The organism is Pseudomonas indica NBRC 103045, from assembly GCF_002091635.1.
Lineage (GTDB): Bacteria > Pseudomonadota > Gammaproteobacteria > Pseudomonadales > Pseudomonadaceae > Pseudomonas_M > Pseudomonas_M indica.
On the sequence record NZ_BDAC01000025.1, the window covers coordinates 32,949 to 49,707 of the forward strand.

Consider the following 16,759-nt stretch of genomic DNA (forward strand, 5'->3'; position numbering starts at 1 on the left):
CAGCAAGCTTCAAGCGGCAAGCAGAGGCGCGGAAACCACCACCTGCGGCTTGTAGCTTGTGGCTTGCGGCTTGTCGCTCAAAGCTGCCCCAATACCGGAGTAGCCACACGCACGCCGGCGTTCTGAGCGCGGTGGCGCAGCAGGTGGTCCATCAGCACGATGGCCATCATCGCCTCGGCGATGGGCGTGGCGCGGATGCCGACGCACGGGTCGTGGCGGCCCTTGGTGATCACCTCCACCGGGTTACCGTGGATGTCGATGGAACGGCCGGGCGTGGTGATGCTGGAAGTCGGCTTAAGCGCCAAGTGAGCGACGATCGGCTGGCCGGAGGAAATGCCGCCGAGGATGCCGCCAGCGTTGTTGCTGAGGAAACCTTCCGGGGTCAGCTCGTCGCGGTGTTCGGTACCACGCTGCGACACGCTGGCGAAGCCGGCGCCGATCTCCACGCCCTTCACGGCGTTGATGCTCATCAGTGCGTGGGCCAGCTCGGCATCGAGACGGTCGAAAATCGGCTCGCCAAGCCCCGGTGGCACGCCTTCGGCGATCACGGTGATCTTCGCGCCGACCGAATCCTGGTCGCGGCGCAGTTGGTCCATGTACGCCTCCAGCTCCGCCACCTTGTCCGGGTCGGGGCTGAAGAAGGCGTTCTGCTCGACGCTGTCCCAGGTCTTGAACGGAATCTCGATCGGCCCGAGCTGGCTCATGAAGCCGCGCACCTGGATGCCCTGGGTCGCCAGGTATTTCTTGGCGATGGCGCCGGCAGCCACGCGCATGGCGGTCTCGCGCGCCGAGGAACGGCCACCGCCACGGTAGTCGCGGATGCCGTACTTGTGGTGGTAGGTGTAGTCGGCGTGGGCCGGGCGGAACAGGTCCTTGATCGCCGAGTAGTCCTTGGACTTCTGGTCGGTGTTACGGATCAGCAGGCCGATGGCGCAGCCGGTGGTCTTGCCTTCGAACACGCCGGAAAGGATTTCCACCACATCGTCTTCCTGGCGCTGGGTGGTATGGCGGCTGGTGCCCGGCTTGCGGCGATCGAGGTCGCGCTGCATGTCTTCCAGCGACAGCTCCAGCCCCGGCGGGCAGCCGTCGACGATGGCGACCAGGGCCGGACCATGGCTCTCGCCAGCGGTGGTGACGGTGAAAAGCTTGCCGTAGGTATTGCCGGACATGCACGCGCTCCGCGGAAAATGGGCCTCGATGAAGGGCGAGCAGTATACTCGCGCCCTCCCGCCAGTTCATCCTTCGAACGTTATGCGGGCCGGCGCGTCCAATCCATTCCTCGTTACAGTAGTCCATCCATGCTGCGAGTCATCGCCTTGCTCATTTCCCTTGCCGGTACCAGCGTCCAGGCCCAAACACTCCTGCACCGCCCGATGAACCTGGACACCGGCAGCGGTGTGCTGGAAGGCAGCCTGCTGCTGCCGAAAAGCGACGAACCGGTACCCGTCGCCCTGTTGATCGCCGGCTCCGGCCCCACCGACCGCGACGGCAACAACCCCATGGGCCGCAACGACAGCCTCAAGCGCCTGGCCCAGGGCCTCGCCGCCAAGGGCATCGCCAGCCTGCGCTACGACAAGCGCGGCATCGCCGCCAGCCAACCCGCCGCCCCCGACGAGCGCACCCTCAGCGTGGAGCGCTACGTGGACGATGCGGTGGCCTGGGGGCAACGGCTCAAGGCCGACCCGCGCTTCGACCGGCTGATCCTCATCGGCCACAGCGAAGGCGCCCTGATCGCCAGCCTGGCGGCGCAACGCGCCGGGGCCGATGCGCTGGTGTCCATCGCCGGCAGCGGACGCCCCATCGACCAGGTCCTGCGCACCCAGTTGGAAAGCCGCCTGCCCCCACCACTGCTGGCCTACAGCGAGGCGCTGATCGCCGAACTCAAGGCCGGCCGCCGCCACGAGCAGGTGCCGGACGCGTTGCAGGTGCTGTTCCGTCCCAGCGTGCAGCCTTACCTGATCTCGCTGTTCCACCAGGACCCGACCGCCGCCTTCTCGCGCCTGCGCATTCCTGCGCTGATCGTCCAGGGCAGCCACGACCTGCAGGTCGGCCTTGCCGATGCCGAAGCACTGCATGCGGTCAAGCCGGACGCCGAACTGGCGGTGATCGAGGGCATGAACCATGTGCTGCGCATCGTCCCGGCCGAGGCCGCCCAACAACTGCCCTCCTACCACGAACCGCAGCGTCCCCTGGCGCGGGCACTGGTCGAGCGAATCGCCGCGTTCATCGAAAAAACTGGCGCATAGCTATCATTCAGTCAGAGCAGAATCGGACGATATACAGGGCAAGAAAGCGCCGCCGTGCGCGTTTCGTTGCGCATGGGCCACCGGACATTGGCGATGATCGACTCAGCGACTCCACCGACCACTCTCGAAGAAGAAGCCCCGAAGGCCCATCCGTGGGCGGACCTGGGGCCGGAGCACTTCTACCTGCTGCGTCTGGCGCCCCTCGCCACCGACCGCGTCACCGGCCCCCGCCCTCTGCGCTTCGTGCAGTTCGGCCGGGTGGAGCGCCACAGCCGTGAACAGAGCCTGCTGCGCCTGAGCATCCAATTGCCCGGCCAGCGCCTGCGCAAGGAACAGAACCTCCTGGAGGTCTGGGCGGATCACCGCAGCAAGGAGGTCCGCTTCGGCGCCGACAGCGGCCTGCAGATCGAACCGTTGAACCGTGGCCTGGGCCGTTTCCTGATGGCCCAGGGCATCCTTTGGGCCAAGCGGCGCTGGGCGCACTACCAGGTCGAAGGCGGTGCTCTGTCGGTGAAGGACGTGCTGAATGAAGATGCCCGCCTGCGCCGCGACCACTTCCTCCGTGCCCAGGGTTTCGAAGTGAACTACCAGGACGCGCAGTTGCTCAAGGCAAGCTACGGCGCGCCCCAGGTCGGCGTCCTGCACAGCGAGTGGAATCAGGAAAAGGTGCAGTTGCTCGGCATGCTGGACGTCGCCGCCATGCTGCAACAGGCCGACCAGGCCATGCGTGAGCAGGAGTCCAGCATCCGTAAGCTGCAGGAGCGTGTCGCCCTGCTCAAGCGCGAGGACAGCACCCTGCGCTTCAGCATCGCCTGCCTGGTGGCATTCGCCCTGTTCCAGGCCGGCCTGCTGATCTGGATCGCGACGCGCTGAAATCCCTTGATTCGGATGCCCCTGCGGGGGCGACTTCACTGTTTTGGAAACGCCTCCAATCGCAAGCTGAGCATCTACCTCAAGCTTTCACCCGCGACTTGAACAGCGCCTGATGCTCCCGGCATTGCGCGGCGGCGAGGAGGAACACGCCGTGACCGCCGCGCTCGAACTCCAGCCAGGTGAAGTCCACCTCGGGGTACAGCGCCTCGACATGCACCTGGCTGTTGCCCACCTCGACGATCAGCAAGCCTTTCTCGGTCAAGTGGTCGGCCGCCTCGGCCAGCATGCGCCGCACCAGATCCAGGCCGTCATCGCCACAGGCCAGCCCCATCGCCGGTTCGTGGTGATACTCCTCGGGCATGTCGGCGAAGTCTTCGGCATCCACATAGGGCGGGTTGGACACGATCAGGTCGAAGCGCTGGCCTGGCAGCCCGCCGAAACCGTCGCCTTGCACGGCGTAGACGCGCTCTTCCAGGCCATGCCGCTCGATGTTCAGGTTGGCTACTTCCAGCGCCTCGAAGGACAGGTCGGCCAGCACCACTTCGGCCTGGGGAAATTCGTAGGCGCAGGCGATGCCGATGCAGCCCGAGCCGGTGCAGAGATCGAGAATCCTCGCCGGCTCCTGAGCCAGCCAGGGCTGGAAGTGTTGCTCGATCAGTTCGGCGATGGGCGAGCGGGGAATCAGCACGCGCTCGTCGACCACGAACGGCAGTCCGCAGAACCAAGCCTCGCCGAGCAGGTAGGCGGTCGGCACCCGCTCTTCGATACGCCGCCGCAGCAGCCCCTGCAGATGGTCGCGCTCATCGTCCTCGAGACGACAGTCGAGGTAGCTGTCGGCGATTTCCCAAGGCAGGTGCAGGGCTCCCAGCACCAACTGACGCGCCTCGTCCCAGGCATTGTCGGTGCCATGGCCGAAATACAGCCCTTCGGCATGGAAACGGCTGACGGCCCAGCGGATGTGGTCGCGCAGGCTGCGCAGGCGGGAAACGGGTTGGCTCACGAATGTACTCCGGCGAAAGAAGACGGCAGTTTAGCCGATGCCTCGGAGGCGGCGCATCGCCATAAAAAAACGCCGCAATCCTCCGCAAGTATCAGTGCCGGAGCGATTGCCGCCTCGTTATACTTTGCAACGATTTCTTAACCCTTCCCATCCCTTTGAATCTGGAACCCCTGAATGGTCATCGAACCCTTCTCGCTGACGGGCTTGCTCGTTCTGGCGATATTCCTTATTGGAATGACGCTTATCGTTTTTGAAGCACAATTGGAAATGGATAAGTTCAAGCCGGCCATGTTCATGATGTCCGGTCTGGTCGTGATCGGCGCCCACTACGCCCTCAACGACCCCAACGGCTTCAAGTATTTCCTGCACGCCCAGGAGGAAACCAAGGGCGAATTGTTCGGCCTGATCGCCTTCATGGCGTTCATGTGGATGATCGTCGAGCTGCTCAACGAGCGGAACGTGTTCACCGCGCTGAACGGCTTCCTGCTGCGCAAGGGCCTGGGCGCCAAAGGCATGTTCTGGGCCACCGGCGCACTGTCCGCCCTGCTCTCTCCGTTCATCAACAACTTCACCACGGCGATGATCTTCGGCAACTCGGTGAAGAACATCTCGGTGAACCAGCGCTACACCCACGTGGCGCTGTGCAACATCGTGGTGGCGTCCAACAGCGGTGTGTGGTTCCTCGGTACTTCCACCAGCCTCATGGTGCTGCTGGCCGGCAAGATCAGCATCGCCGGCCTGCTGCTGTTGATCCCCTCGTCGCTGATCGGCTGGCTGCTGTTCGCCGCCACGCTGCACTTCTTCTACCTGCGCGGCGTCAACGGCGGCGACCTGATCCGCGTGGCCGATCAGCAGGACTCGGCGATCAAGCCGGGCGGCAGGGGGCTGGCGCTGGTCGGGCTCATCGCCATCGTCGGCGCGGTGCTCTGCAACATCCTGCTGAAGGTGGGCATCGAGTTCTCCATCGGCATCGGCCTGGGCATCGTTGCCCTCTATGCCTGGCTGCTGACGCACCGGGGCATCGAGCTGCCGTGGCAGGACCAATTGCAGAAGGTGGAGTGGAACGCCCTGCTGTTCTTCATCGGCATCATCACTTCGGTCGCCTGCCTCAACCATGTGGGCTGGCTCTCCTATATCTCCCGGCTGTTCGAGCTGATGTCGCCGACCTCGGTGAACGTCATCCTCGGCGTCATCTCGGGCGTGATGGATAACGTACCGGTGGAAGCCGCGGCGCTGATGTCCAACCCGCAACTCGGTCTCGACCAGTGGGCGCTGAACGCCCTGATGGTCGGCATCGGCGGTTCGATCACGGTGGTGGGTTCCGCCGCCGGCGTGATGGCCATGACACTGGACAAGAGCTACAGCTTCGGCGTGCACTTCAAGTTCCTGCCGGCGATCCTAGTCAACTTCTTCGGCTCGCTGGGCGTCTGGTACCTGCAATTCCAGATTTTCGGCCTCTACTGAGCCAGAGGCGCCCGGGGCACACCCGGGCGCCGCTCCCTAGTCCGACCCGCGTCGCAGTTCGCGAATCACCGCAATGGCGATCGCCACGGCGAACAGCAGCCAGAAATGGGCGGAAAGCTCGCTGAAATAAGACATCGCAACTCCTTTTGCTTCGGCGCCCGGCTCCTCCGGACGGCTTCCCTATTATCCGTCGCCGCGCAACAGCGCCGTCGACGTCTCCAGACTGGCCCACAGCCAATCGCTGACGGCCTTGACCCGGCCGGTATGACGCAGCTCCGCATGGCTGAGCAGCCATAGCTCACGATGCAGGACCGGCTCTTCGCTCAGCCGCTTCAGCCCCATCGCCTCGCCGACCAGGCAGGGCAGCAACGCCAGCCCACAGCCCTCCCGGCAGGCGGCCGCCAGATTGCTCAGGCGCACCCGTGGCGGCCGACCGTTCAGCAATCGCTCCAGCCACTGCATTTCTGGCAGATGACGCAGGCTCTCGTCGTAGCCCAGCCAGGGCATCCGCGGCCAACCCTCGCTCGGGCAGTCTTCCAACCCGGGGCCGGCAAACACAGCGTAGCCCACCTCGCCCGCCTTGCGCATGACCAGCGCACTGTCCTGGCTGGGACGGCCCAGGCGTAGCGCCAGGTCCGCTTCGCGCCGGGTGAAGGAGAGGTTGCGATTGCTGCCCACCAGTTCGAGATCGAGCTGCGGGTACGCCTCCAGCAATGTCGGCAGTCGCGGGATCAGCCAGTGGCTGAACATGAACTCCACCGAGGTCAGCCGTACCGTTCCGGACAGGCGGCCCTGCTCGGCCTGCACATCCTGTAGCAGCTCGCGCATCTCCCCGACGAGCACCGCTGCACGGGACAGCGCGGCCTCTCCGGCATCGGTCGGCCAGTAGCGGCCGCCTTCGCGGACGAACAGCGTCGCCTTCAACGCCCGCTCGGCCGCCGCCAGACGACGGCCGACCGTCGTCGCATCCACCGCCAGTTCGCGGCCGGCACCGGCCAGGCTGCCGTGGCGGGCCAGGGCCAGCAGCAGCGGTATGTCGTTCCAGTCGAAAGTCATCGCAACCCTGCATTCTTGCAGCTCAAGTCGGCAAGCATAGCGGTTTCCACTGCATCTACGCAGCTACAGAATAGGGCCATCAACCCAACGGAGTGCTTCCCCATGTCCCACCCGAGTCTTTTCCAACTGAGCGGCCTCGGCTACCCGCCCGCCGGCCTGAACGACGCGACCCTGCTGATCATCGACGCCCAGGAAGAGTACCGCAGCGGCGACCTCGCCCTGCCGGGCCTGCAGCCCGCGCTGGCGGAAATCGCCACGCTGCTGGAACGGGCCCGCGCTGCCGGCACCCCGGTCGTCCACGTCCGGCACCTGGGGATTCCCGGCGGCCTGTTCGATCCGGAAGGTCCGCGCGGTGCCATACTCGCCGAGTTGACGCCCACGGCGAACGAAACGGTGGTCACCAAGCGGCTGCCCAACGCCTTCGCCGGGACCGAGCTGCATCCCCTGCTCGGCGAACTTGGCCGGCGTAACCTGATCGTCTGCGGTTTCATGAGCCATATGTGCGTGAGCAGCACCGTCCGGGTCGCCAAGGACCTCGGCTACCGCTGCACCCTGGTCGACAGTGCCTGTGCCACCCGCCCGCTCGTTGGCCTGGATGGCGTGATGGACGCAACGATCCTGCACCGCGCCGCGATGACCGCACTGGCCGACAACTTCGCCGTGATCGTGCCGACAGCGGACGATCTGCCGGCGTGATCCCCCCGCGCCCGCCAGCACTGGCGGGCTCGCCAGACGCATTCCTCAGCCTCGGAAAGAGACCCGGTCGCGGTGAGATGTGCAGGGACGGTTCACATCCGGCGTCGGCGGGGCGACAATTGGCACATTGTCATTTGCGAGGAAACAGCCATGTCCCAGCCGCAAACCATGTTCCAGCTCAGCGGCCGAGGCTATGCGCCCGCCACCCTGAGCAACGCCACCCTGCTGATCATCGACGCCCAGGAGGAATACCGCAGCGGCGCCCTGGCCCTGCCGGGTCTCGACGCCGCAGCGGCGGAAATCGCCAGCCTGCTCGGCGCCGCGCGGGCGACCGGCGTCCCGGTGGTCCATGTCCGGCACCTCGGTATCACTGGCGGCCTGTTCGATCCCCAGGGGCCGCGTGGCCAATTCCTGCCCGAACTCGCGCCGCAACCGGGCGAAGTCGTGGTCGAGAAGCGCCTGCCGAACGCCTTCGCCGGCACGGAGCTGCATGACCGCCTCCAGGCGTTGGGCCACCTCGACCTGATCGTCTGCGGCTTCATGACCCACTCGAGCATCAGCACCACCGTTCGCGCCTGCAAGGACTATGGTTACCGCTGCACCCTGGTCGACCGCGCCTGCGCCACGCGCGATCTGCCCAGCCCCGAAGGTGTGATCCAGGCCGACGTCGTGCATCGCATGGAGATGGCAATATTGGCCGATAACTTCGCCACCGTCGTTCAGCAGGCCAAGGCGCTGATCTGAAATCGGCGTCGCGGGGCCAGCGAGACCCGTGCGACGCGGCCCGGAACCCCACCCCGGCCCCGCGGGTCTCACCTCCTTTCCCAAGAGGAAGATCGGAATGAAGTTGTCCGATAGTTACGACGCCCGTCATGTACGTCCGCGCCGACCCGGTCGCTGGCGCTGGCGTTTCGGCGCGGCCGTTGCGGCACTGCTCGCCACCTTCGGCATCCTGCTGGCGATGGCCGGTGCCGCCACCCTCCTGGGACGTCCGCCGGCGCTCGGCGGGCTCAACGACACTCCGACCGATGCCAGCATCCTGTTGGCGCTCGGCTTGTTCCTCCTCTGGTTCGGCATTCTCGCCTGGCGCATTTGCCGGCGCCGGCTGCGCCGCCCGAGCGACCTGACCCTGGCGCCGCACCTGCTGAAGAAGCGTGGCTGATCCGACCCCGGACGTCGGGTAAACTAGGCCCCTTCGCGGAGGCCCCATGCAAGACGACGACAAAGACAATTCCCTTTTCATGTCCGAGATGCGCGGCGTGAAGCCGATCCGACATGATCGCGCCGACACCGGCAAACCCAAGGCCGACCGCCAGCAGATCGCCCAGCGCCGCCAGGCCGCCACCCTCAAACCGACCTCGACCAAAGTCGATGGCCTGTCCGACCAGTTCGTCATCGACGTCGGCGCCGAAGACGAGCTCTACTGGGCGCGCGACGGCGTCCAGGAAGGCCAGATGCGCAAGCTCAAGGCTGGCCAGGTCGCCTTCGAAGGCAGCCTGGACCTGCATGGCATGACCGTGGAAAAGGCCCGGGAAACGCTCTGGGACTTCCTCGCCGAAGCGGCGAAGCTGGAAATCCGTTGCGTGCGGGTCACCCATGGCAAGGCTGCCCGTCTCGACGGCAAGCGACCACTGATCAAGAGCCATGTGAACACCTGGTTGCGCCAGCATCCGCAAGTGCTCGGCTTCACCTCCTGCCTGCCCCGGCACGGCGGCACCGGCGCGCTCTACGTCCTACTCAAGCGCACCATGCTCGAAGGGCGCGATGAATGACGCCCCGGCATGAATGACCGGCCGGCCACCCGCCGCCCTTGCCAGCGCGCCGCGCGCGCCCTACCCTTCGCGTTTGCGTAACACCCTAGGTCCCATCCATGTCCCTGGAACAGCATTACACCGCGATCATCGGCCAGCTCGGCGAAGACACCAGCCGCGAAGGTCTGATCGACACCCCCAAGCGCGCCGCCAAAGCCATGCAGTACCTCTGCCGCGGCTACCAGCAGACCCTCGACGAAATCGTCAACGGCGCGCTGTTCAGCTCCGACAACAGCGAAATGGTGCTGGTGAAGAACATCGAGCTGTACTCCCTGTGCGAACACCACCTACTGCCCTTCATCGGCAAGGCACATGTGGCCTACATCCCCAACGGCAAGGTTCTCGGTCTGTCGAAGGTGGCCCGGATCGTCGACATGTACGCCCGCCGCCTGCAGATCCAGGAGAACCTCAGCCGGCAGATCGCCGAAGCCGTGCAGCAGGTCACCGGAGCCCTCGGCGTCGCGGTGGTCATCGAGGCACAGCACATGTGCATGATGATGCGCGGCGTGGAGAAGCAGAACTCGTCGATGGTAACCTCGGTGATGCTCGGCGAATTCCGCGAGAGCGCCGCCACCCGCAGCGAGTTTCTCAGCCTGATCGGCTGATCGCCGCCCAAGAAAAAACCGGCCTTGCGCCGGTTTTTTCATGCCCTCGATTCGTCAGCCCAGCATGGTCACATGCCGAGGATGACTGGCAACCCGGTCCATCCAGGCGCAGATCGCCGGGTAGCCCTGCAGGTCGATGTCGCCCTCATGAGCAACGTGCGTGTAAGCGTAGAGCGCCACGTCGGCAATGGAATAACGGTCGCCGACCAGGTAGGGCGTACGCAGCAGCTGCCGCTCCATCACATCCAGCGCCTTGTAGCTGCCCTTGCGCTTCTCCTCGAACTCGGCGCGACGCTCTTCCGGCAGGCCGAGGTAAAGCTTGATGAAGCGCGCGACGGCGACATACGGCTCATGGCTGTACTGCTCGAAGAACTGCCATTGCAGCACCTGGGTGCGTAGACGCGGCTCGGTGGGTAGGAATTCGGTTCCTTCGGCGAGGAAATTGAGGATCGCATTGGACTCCCAGAGGCAGCTTCCATCGTCCAGTTCCAGCACCGGAATCTTGCCGTTGGGATTCTTTTCCAGGAATTCAGGGGTTCGCGTCTCGCCCTTGAGAATATCCACCGGAACCCACTCATAGGGCTGGCCCAGCAGATTGAGCATCAGTTTGACCTTGTAGCAGTTGCCGGACCGGTAATCGCCATAGACCTTGTACATGGTGTGTTCTCCTTTTCCTAGGCGGCCTCTGCCTTCAGGGCCGCGCGAACGACAGCGGCCAGACGGCCGATCCCCTCACCCAGGCGCTCCGGCGCCACATGGCTGAAATTCAGCCGCAGATGGCCAGGATGCATATCGGGCTGGATAAAGAAGGGTTCGCCCGGCATGAAGGCGACGTTCTGCTCCAGCGCCGGTTTCAGCAGGCTGCGGGTATCAATCCGCTGCTTGAGGGTCAGCCAGAAGAACAATCCGCCCTGGGGAATTTCCCAGTCGGCCAAGTCGGCGAAATGCTCCAGCAGCACCGCCTGCATGGCGTCGCGGCGAACGCGATAGAAATCGCGCAGCTCGGCCAGGTGCTCGCGGTATTGCTCCGTGCCGATCCACTGCAAAGCCTGCCACTGGCCGATGCGATTGGTGTGCAAGTCAGCGGACTGCTTGAGGCGCAGCAGGTAGGGGAAAAGGTCCGGGCTGGCGATCAGGAAGCCGACGCGCAGGCCCGGCAGCAGGGTCTTCGAGACGGTGCCGGTGTAGATCCAACTGGCCTTCTTCAGACGGCTGACGATGGGTTGGGCACTGCCGGCATCGAACACCAGCTCGCGGTAGGGTTCATCCTCGATCAGGGTCACGCCGAACTCATCGAGCAAGGCCGCCACGGCATCACGCTTGGCTTCGCTGTAGCGCACCCCGGACGGGTTCTGGAAGGTCGGGATCAGGTAGGCGAAGGCCGGCTTGTGCTGTTCCAGGCGCTGACGCAGGGCGGCCAGCTCGGGGCCGTCGGCTTCCTGGGGCACGCCCAGGCAGTTGGCGCCGAACAGTTGAAAAGCCTGCAATGCCGCCAGGTAGGTAGGTGCTTCCAGCAGCACCTCGGTACCCGGGTCGATGAACAGCTTGGAGGCCAGGTCGAGAGTCTGTTGCGAGCCGCTGACGATCAGCACCTGGCTCGCCTCGCAGGGCACGCCCAGGGTACGCGCCTCGGCAGCGATGGCCTCGCGCAGGGCCGGCTCGCCCTCGCTCATGCCGTACTGGCCGACGCTCGTCGGCATCGCGCTCCAGTCCACCTTCGGCAGCATCGGCTCGGCCGGCAGGCCACCGGCGAAGGACATGACTTCCGGACGCTGCGCCGCGGCGAGGATTTCACGGATCAGGGAGCTTTTCAGGCGGGCGATGCGTTCGGAGAAGGCCATGGATGTCACCGGGGTGCGAAGGCAAGGAATATGAGTCAAACTGCTTGACCGAAACTACGCCGCACCGGACAGATACGTCAATATGCCTGACCTAAAAAAAACAAGCGTCCAGCAACAGGCCATGGAAGCTTTCTTCTTCGGCTACCAGGCGTTCACCGCCAAGCCGGACGAAATGCTCGCCCGCCGCGGCCTGTCGCGTGTCCATCACCGCATACTGTTTTTCATCGCCCGCTATCCGGGGCTCAGCGTCAAGGAACTGCTCGGCTACCTCGGTGTGAGCAAGCAGGCGCTGAACACACCGCTGCGTCAACTGATGGAAATGCATCTGGTGGAAAGCGTCGCGGCGCCGGACGACAAACGCAAACGCCTGCTCGGCTTCACCCCGGAAGGCGCACGCCTGGAGGCGGCGCTGCGCCGCGAACAGGTCCGGTTGCTGGAGAAGGCCTTCGCCGAGGCCGGCGACACGGCCGTCCAAGGCTGGCTCGCAGTGAACCAGGCCCTCGGCGCAATGCGTCAGCGCGAATAGCGCTCAACGGGGCTCGCCCAGTCCTTCCAGCTCCGCCGCGCCACGGAAGAACACCAGGGCCATGGCTACACCGGCCGCCAGGGCGGGAATCACCGCGAACATCATCAGGACGACTGACGCGAGCAGCGGGCCTACGGCGATCTCCAGCCAGGCCAGCACCTTGAACGGCGGAGAAACGTTCTGCACCTTGAGCAGGCGGATGCCGAACCAGAGGGTGAGCAACCCCAGGATGCCGGTCAGCACGAGGTAGGTGATCGAGCGCCAGTCCAGCGCTTCCAGGCCGCTGCCGAACACCACAGCCTCCATCGCCAGGCTGACCGCGACGATCGTCCACACCGGTATGCCCAGCCCGCGCGCCTCGAAGCGGGCCTCGGCGAATCCCTTGAAGCGGATCAGCAGGTAGTTGCCCAGCAACACCATGGCGATCCCGATCCACTCGCCATAGGTCTCCAGGTCGGGCATCCGCAGCGCAGCGCCCACCAGCGACATCACCAGGAACACCAGGGTGCCGAAGGTGGAAACCAGGCTCAGCCAGCCAAGTACGTGCAGCTGCGAGGCGTTCCAGCCTTCGAGTGAATGCGCGGCGGCGCCGTCCACCAGTTCCACGGCAGGGGCGGCATAGGGGTTTTCGTCCATGGGCTTTCCTCGATTCGCTGGCACTGCAGGCCGTTCTCGACACAGTAGTTTTTCAAGCGGCGGCTAACCACCGGTACAGTAGCCGAACCTCGCCGACTGTATCGCCCATTGCTGCCCCCGCTGTATCGCGACGGCCGTACCCGCAACGCATAGGCTGTTGGCTCTTGCGTGGAGCCTGCCCGATGAACCCTGAACTGCTGGTCGCCTTCGTCGCCTTCGCTTTCGTCACCTCGGTCACGCCGGGGCCGAACAACATGATGCTGCTCGCCTCCGGCGTGAACTTCGGGGTGCGCCGCAGCCTGCCGCACATGCTCGGCATCAGCCTGGGCTTCATGGTGCTGGTGATCGCGGTGGGCCTCGGGCTCGGCCAGTTGTTCGAGCGCTTTCCGGCGCTGTATACCGCATTGCGCTACGCCGGCGGCGCTTATCTGCTCTACCTGGCCTGGAAGATCGCCGGTGCCGGCGCGCCCCAGGGCGGTGCCACCGCCAGCGGCAAACCGCTGACCTTCCTCCAGGCCGCGGCCTTCCAGTGGGTCAATCCCAAGGCCTGGGTCATGGCCATCGGCGCCATCACCACCTACACGCCGCAGGAGAATTTTCTGGTCAACGTGGTGCTGATCGCCGCCCTGTTCGCCCTGGTCAACTGCCCGAGCGTCGGGCTCTGGACCGTCGCCGGCAGCCTGCTGCGCCGCTGGCTGGAGGCCCCTCGCGTACGCCGTTGCTTCAACATCGGCATGGCGCTGCTGCTGGTGGCCTCCCTTTACCCTATCCTGGCCGATGTACAAGGAACCCTTTCATGAGTGACAGCGCTCCCACCATGGACACGCCCGCACGTCTGCGCCCGCTGGCCGACTCCTCGCCCTCCGCCGTGGTGGCCGGCTTCATCGCCATGCTCACCGGCTACACCAGCTCGCTGGTGCTGATGTTCCAGGCCGGCCAGGCCGCCGGCCTGAGTACCGCGCAGATTTCCTCGTGGATAGGGGCGTTGTCGATCGGCATGGCGGTGTGCACCATCGGCCTGTCGCTGCGCTACCGCGCGCCCATAGTCGTCGCCTGGTCGACCCCCGGCGCCGCGCTGTTGATCACCAGCCTGCCCGGGGTCAGCTACGGCGAGGCCATCGGTGCCTTCATCGTCTGCGCCGCCCTGCTCGCCCTGGTCGGCCTCACTGGCGGTTTCGAACGGCTGATGCGCCGCTTGCCGGGCTCGCTGGCCGCCGCGCTGCTGGCCGGCATCCTGTTCCGCATCGGCAGCGAGATTTTCCTCGCCGCCCAACACAGCACTGCGCTGGTGCTGGCGATGTTCTTCACCTATCTGTTCGGCAAGCGCCTGGCGCCGCGCTACGCCATCCTCGCCGCACTGCTGGTCGGCGGCGGGGTGGCCGGTCTGCTCGGCCTGTTGGATTTTTCCGGTTTCGAGGTACAGGTCGCCGTGCCGGTCTGGACCACGCCGAGCTTCTCGCTGCCGGCGATCGTCGGTATCGCCATTCCGCTGTTCATCGTCGCCATGGCGTCGCAGAACATCCCCGGCATCGTCGTGCTGCGCGCCGACGGCTACGACGTCCCGGCTTCGCCGCTGATTTCGGTGACCGGCATCGCCTCGCTGCTGCTGGCGCCGTTCGGCTCCCACGGCATCAACCTGGCGGCTATCAGCGCAGCCATCTGCACCGGCGCGGAAGCCCACGAAAACCCGCGCAAGCGCTATACCGCCGCGCTCTGGTGCGGCCTGTTCTATGGGATCGCCGGTATCTTCGCCGCCACCCTGGCCGCGCTGTTCGCCGCCCTGCCGACGGCCCTGGTGCTGTCCATCGCCGCCCTGGCGCTGTTCGGTTCCATCGGCAGCGGCCTGAGCAATGCGATGCAGGAGCCGAAGGAACGTGAAGCGGCGCTAGTGACCTTCATGGTCACCGCCTCGGGAATGACGTTGCTGTCCATCGGCTCGGCGTTCTGGGGATTGATCGCCGGCGTACTGACCCTGCTGATCCTCAACTGGCGCAAGGCCGCCTGAACCCCTCGCAGGCAGGCGCTCGTCGCGCCTGCCTCACAGGCGGAAGTGCCCGACCATCCCCTGCAACTCGTTGCTCAACTGCGCCAGCTCCACGCTCGACGCCGCCGTTCCTTCCATGGCCATGGCCGATTGATCGGCGCTGCCACGAATCGCCGTCACGCTGCGGTTGATCTCCTCGGCTACCGCGCTCTGCTGCTCGGCCGCCGCGGCGATCTGCTGGTTCATCTCATGGATCACCGATACCGCCGCCGCGATGGCCGCCAAGGCACTTTCGGTCTGCTGGGCATCGGCCACGGTCAGACGGACCAGCTCGCCGCTGCTGCGGATCTGCGCCACCGACGTCTGGGTGCCCTGTTGCAGGGCGCCGATCAGGCGCTCGATCTCGGCCGTGGACTGCTGGGTGCGCTTGGCCAGCGCGCGCACCTCGTCGGCGACCACTGCGAAGCCCCTGCCCTGCTCGCCGGCCCGCGCCGCCTCGATGGCGGCGTTGAGCGCCAGCAGGTTGGTCTGCTCGGCGACGCTCTTGATCACGTCCAGCACCGCACCGATGTTCTGCACGTCCTGACTGAGGCTCTCGATGCTCTGGCTCGCCGAGCCGGCCGAGGCCGCCAGTTGTTCGATACGGGCGATGCTCTGCTTGACTACCTGGTGCCCGTTATTGACCTTGGCGTCGGCGGATTCGGCGGCCTGGGCCGCTTCCTCGGCGTTGCGCGCCACATCGTGCACGGTGGCGGCCATCTCGTTCATGGCGGTGGCGACCTGCTCGGTCTCCAGCTTCTGGCTGCTGACCCCCATGGTGGTCTGCTCGGTCACGCTGGACAGCGTCCTGGCCGATGAGGCGATCTGGTCGATGCCCGCCTGCAACCCGCTGACGATGCCGCTCAAGCCGGTCGCCATCTGCTGCATGGCGCTCATCAGCTGGCCGATCTCATCCGCCCCGCGTACTTCGATGCGGGCGGTCAGGTCGCCTTCGGCGATGCGGTTGGCCACCCGGATCACGCTGGTCAGCGGGCGAACGATGGCGCGGGTGATCAGGAAAGCCGCCAGCACGCCCACCAGCAGCGCCAGGCTGGACGAACCCAGGATCAGCACGGAGTTGGCGGTCAGCTCCGCCTGCATCGCTGCCTCCTGCTCGGCCGACGCCTCGTCCACTCGTTGCACCGCCAGCTCGGCGCGCTCGCGCAGCTCGGCATAGACCTGACGCTCCTTGGCGAGCAGGTCGGTGTACTCGGCCAGCTTGGCGGTGAAATTGGTGATGTGGCCGCTGACCTCGTTGAGCACGGTGCGATACCCCGGATCGGTGACCGCCTCCTTCAACTGCTCGGCCTGCTGGAGCGCCTGCTCGGCCTGCTCGATACGGGTCGAAGCCACGTCCTCGCCGCCCTTGCGGCTCTGGTCCATGCGCAGGCGGGCTTCGTTCATCGCTTGCAGCATCAGCCGGGAAATCTGACCAAGCTGGTTCGCCTGCTCGACGAACTCGCCGCCCTTGGTGCCCTGGGATTCCTTCAGTTCGTAGACGCCATCGTCGGCCAGCCCGCTCTGCAGCAGGTCGAGGTTATTGGCCACGCTCTCCACCGACCAGTTGGCCATCTCCAGCGCCAGGTCCTTGGCCAGGGTCAGCTCGACGAAACGGTCGAACGACTCGCGATACGCCGCCAGGGCCTGCTCCACGTCGGCCATCGCCGCCGAGTCCTGTTTCAACTCCGCGGTCAACGTCTGGACCGACTCCAGCCCCTGGCGCAGCGCCTCCACCGACTGGTTGTCGTTGGTCAGGGCGAAACGCTGCTCCTGCAGGCGCGCGCGCAGCACCGACAGGTTGATGGATGACATCTGCTTGAGGTTTTCGAAACGCTGCTCGATCGCCTGCAGGGAAGACAGCCCGATCGCCGCGACCACACCGGTGAGCAGCAGAACCAGACCGAAGCCGATACCCAACTTCTTCGCCATTCCCAGATTGGCAAAACCGTAGTGCGAGACCGCTGGCATGTATTCGCCCCCAG

Annotated in this window: 18 protein-coding genes and 1 pseudogene; 11 read left to right on the forward strand and 8 right to left on the reverse strand. The window is 65.6% G+C overall.

Translation table 11 applies throughout. From position 1 onward, the window contains the following. Positions 1-77: 77 nt before the first annotated feature. The gene (gene aroC, locus PIN01S_RS22600) at positions 78-1,169 is read right to left on the reverse strand and encodes a chorismate synthase (protein ID WP_084339165.1); all 1,092 of its coding nucleotides are present in this window, start codon (positions 1,167-1,169) and stop codon (positions 78-80) included. Between the two features lie 129 nt (positions 1,170-1,298). Between aroC and PIN01S_RS22605 the strand changes: the two genes are divergently transcribed. Together PIN01S_RS22605 and PIN01S_RS22610 are read left to right on the forward strand one after the other, a co-directional pair. Next, complete coding sequence (locus PIN01S_RS22605; protein ID WP_084339166.1) at positions 1,299-2,246, forward strand: alpha/beta hydrolase; 948 nt, start codon at positions 1,299-1,301, stop codon at positions 2,244-2,246. A gap of 93 nt (positions 2,247-2,339) precedes the next feature. Then, on the forward strand, positions 2,340-3,119 hold the full coding sequence (locus PIN01S_RS22610; RefSeq protein ID WP_084339167.1) for a hypothetical protein: 780 nt from the start codon (positions 2,340-2,342) through the stop codon (positions 3,117-3,119). A 79-nt stretch (positions 3,120-3,198) separates the two neighbouring features. Here the strand turns inward: PIN01S_RS22610 and prmB are convergent, their stop codons facing one another. Next, positions 3,199-4,119, reverse strand: coding sequence for a 50S ribosomal protein L3 N(5)-glutamine methyltransferase (prmB, locus tag PIN01S_RS22615; RefSeq protein ID WP_084339168.1), 921 nt, complete (start codon positions 4,117-4,119; stop codon positions 3,199-3,201). A 234-nt stretch (positions 4,120-4,353) separates the two neighbouring features. On the opposite strand from prmB, the gene nhaD reads away from it, so the two are divergent. Further along, on the forward strand, positions 4,354-5,583 hold the full coding sequence (nhaD, locus tag PIN01S_RS22620) for a sodium:proton antiporter NhaD (RefSeq protein WP_255251324.1): 1,230 nt from the start codon (positions 4,354-4,356) through the stop codon (positions 5,581-5,583). Positions 5,584-5,766: 183 nt separating this feature from the next. Here nhaD and PIN01S_RS22625 read toward each other — a convergent pair whose 3' ends face one another. Next, the gene (locus PIN01S_RS22625) at positions 5,767-6,639 is read right to left on the reverse strand and encodes a LysR family transcriptional regulator (protein WP_084339170.1); all 873 of its coding nucleotides are present in this window, start codon (positions 6,637-6,639) and stop codon (positions 5,767-5,769) included. A 102-nt stretch (positions 6,640-6,741) separates the two neighbouring features. On the opposite strand from PIN01S_RS22625, the gene PIN01S_RS22630 reads away from it, so the two are divergent. The 5 genes from PIN01S_RS22630 to folE all read left to right on the forward strand — a co-directional run bounded on the left by PIN01S_RS22630 (position 6,742) and on the right by folE (position 9,751). Then, positions 6,742-7,335, forward strand: coding sequence for a cysteine hydrolase family protein (locus PIN01S_RS22630; RefSeq protein ID WP_084339171.1), 594 nt, complete (start codon positions 6,742-6,744; stop codon positions 7,333-7,335). Positions 7,336-7,485: 150 nt separating this feature from the next. After that, positions 7,486-8,079 (forward strand): cysteine hydrolase family protein, encoded by a 594-nt coding sequence (locus PIN01S_RS22635; RefSeq protein ID WP_084339172.1) that lies wholly within the window; start codon positions 7,486-7,488, stop codon positions 8,077-8,079. A gap of 97 nt (positions 8,080-8,176) precedes the next feature. Continuing rightward, positions 8,177-8,497, forward strand: a complete 321-nt coding sequence (locus tag PIN01S_RS22640; RefSeq protein ID WP_084339173.1) for a hypothetical protein — start codon at positions 8,177-8,179, stop codon at positions 8,495-8,497. Positions 8,498-8,543: 46 nt separating this feature from the next. After that, positions 8,544-9,107 (forward strand): Smr/MutS family protein, encoded by a 564-nt coding sequence (locus PIN01S_RS22645; RefSeq protein WP_084339174.1) that lies wholly within the window; start codon positions 8,544-8,546, stop codon positions 9,105-9,107. A gap of 98 nt (positions 9,108-9,205) precedes the next feature. After that, positions 9,206-9,751 (forward strand): GTP cyclohydrolase I FolE, encoded by a 546-nt coding sequence (gene folE / locus PIN01S_RS22650; RefSeq protein WP_084339175.1) that lies wholly within the window; start codon positions 9,206-9,208, stop codon positions 9,749-9,751. A 54-nt stretch (positions 9,752-9,805) separates the two neighbouring features. On the opposite strand, the gene PIN01S_RS22655 is transcribed toward folE, so the two are convergent. Continuing rightward, positions 9,806-10,408, reverse strand: a complete 603-nt coding sequence (locus PIN01S_RS22655; protein WP_084339176.1) for a glutathione S-transferase family protein — start codon at positions 10,406-10,408, stop codon at positions 9,806-9,808. Between the two features lie 17 nt (positions 10,409-10,425). Continuing rightward, positions 10,426-11,592 (reverse strand): aminotransferase-like domain-containing protein, encoded by a 1,167-nt coding sequence (locus PIN01S_RS22660; protein WP_084339177.1) that lies wholly within the window; start codon positions 11,590-11,592, stop codon positions 10,426-10,428. Between the two features lie 82 nt (positions 11,593-11,674). Between PIN01S_RS22660 and PIN01S_RS22665 the strand changes: the two genes are divergently transcribed. After that, positions 11,675-12,118 carry a MarR family winged helix-turn-helix transcriptional regulator gene (locus tag PIN01S_RS22665; protein ID WP_084339178.1) on the forward strand — a complete coding sequence of 148 codons (444 nt, stop codon included), beginning with the start codon at positions 11,675-11,677 and terminating at the stop codon, positions 12,116-12,118. A 3-nt stretch (positions 12,119-12,121) separates the two neighbouring features. Here PIN01S_RS22665 and PIN01S_RS22670 read toward each other — a convergent pair whose 3' ends face one another. Next, positions 12,122-12,754: a hypothetical protein gene (locus tag PIN01S_RS22670; protein ID WP_090257313.1), complete on the reverse strand. Its 633-nt coding sequence runs from the start codon at positions 12,752-12,754 to the stop codon at positions 12,122-12,124. 182 nt (positions 12,755-12,936) lie between these two features. Here PIN01S_RS22670 and PIN01S_RS22675 point away from each other — a divergent pair, with 182 nt between their 5' ends. Together PIN01S_RS22675 and PIN01S_RS22680 are read left to right on the forward strand one after the other, a co-directional pair. Then, complete coding sequence (locus PIN01S_RS22675; RefSeq protein WP_084339179.1) at positions 12,937-13,554, forward strand: LysE family translocator; 618 nt, start codon at positions 12,937-12,939, stop codon at positions 13,552-13,554. A gap of 17 nt (positions 13,555-13,571) precedes the next feature. After that, complete coding sequence (locus PIN01S_RS22680) at positions 13,572-14,759, forward strand: benzoate/H(+) symporter BenE family transporter (protein WP_169715871.1); 1,188 nt, start codon at positions 13,572-13,574, stop codon at positions 14,757-14,759. A gap of 33 nt (positions 14,760-14,792) precedes the next feature. On the opposite strand, the gene PIN01S_RS27675 is transcribed toward PIN01S_RS22680, so the two are convergent. After that, the gene (locus PIN01S_RS27675; protein ID WP_423814562.1) at positions 14,793-15,674 is read right to left on the reverse strand and encodes a methyl-accepting chemotaxis protein; all 882 of its coding nucleotides are present in this window, start codon (positions 15,672-15,674) and stop codon (positions 14,793-14,795) included. Beyond that, positions 15,654-16,745: pseudogene (locus tag PIN01S_RS27680) on the reverse strand (HAMP domain-containing protein); the annotation flags it as partial. The gene PIN01S_RS27675 and the pseudogene PIN01S_RS27680, both read right to left, overlap by 21 nt. Between the last annotated feature and the right edge of the window lie 14 nt (positions 16,746-16,759).